Consider the following 514-nt stretch of genomic DNA (forward strand, 5'->3'; position numbering starts at 1 on the left):
ACCGTCCTGATCTACGTATTCGCACAGTCCCCAGTCAACCTGGGCGTATTCACCAGGGTTCGTCTCGTAACGAAGAACAGCGGGAACTTGTTTGGGAGGACGAAAGGCCTTCACATAGTCTTTCAGGATGGTGCGTCCACCGGTGTATCCCTTTTCTTGTAGAAGCTCGAATAAAACCTCGCAGTTATAGATACCTTCTTGAAGCCGTTCCTGCAGGAACGGTTTAAACGGATCAAGCTTGGAACCACGAGATTTACGGGTTCCCTTTTCGGGGGTGAATTGACCCCGGAGATATCGGCGAACTGTATTTCGAGAATGCCCGGTTTGACGGGCAATTTCACGAATACTCTTGCCTTCTGCCCTCATGGTATGTAACGATATCACTATCCCACTCCTTAGCATGTGTCTCCCTCCGAAGATTGTCTTGGCGGCTATTTTCGAAGGGGATATATTCGCTAAGGGTGGGTCATTTTCATTCCGGCGAACCTGGGTCAATTATATCCCGGCGGTGACA

At 49.8% G+C, this 514-nt stretch carries 1 protein-coding gene; it reads right to left on the reverse strand.

Annotated elements, in window-relative coordinates; genetic code table 11:
* A partial coding sequence (locus KDN35_RS19810; protein WP_212133778.1) for a helix-turn-helix domain-containing protein occupies positions 1-402 on the reverse strand: 402 nt, incomplete at its 3' end.
* Positions 403-514: the final 112 nt, after the last annotated feature.

It is taken from the genome of Brevibacillus sp. NL20B1 (assembly GCF_018195675.1).
GTDB classification, from domain to species: Bacteria; Bacillota; Bacilli; order Brevibacillales; family Brevibacillaceae; genus Brevibacillus; species Brevibacillus aydinogluensis.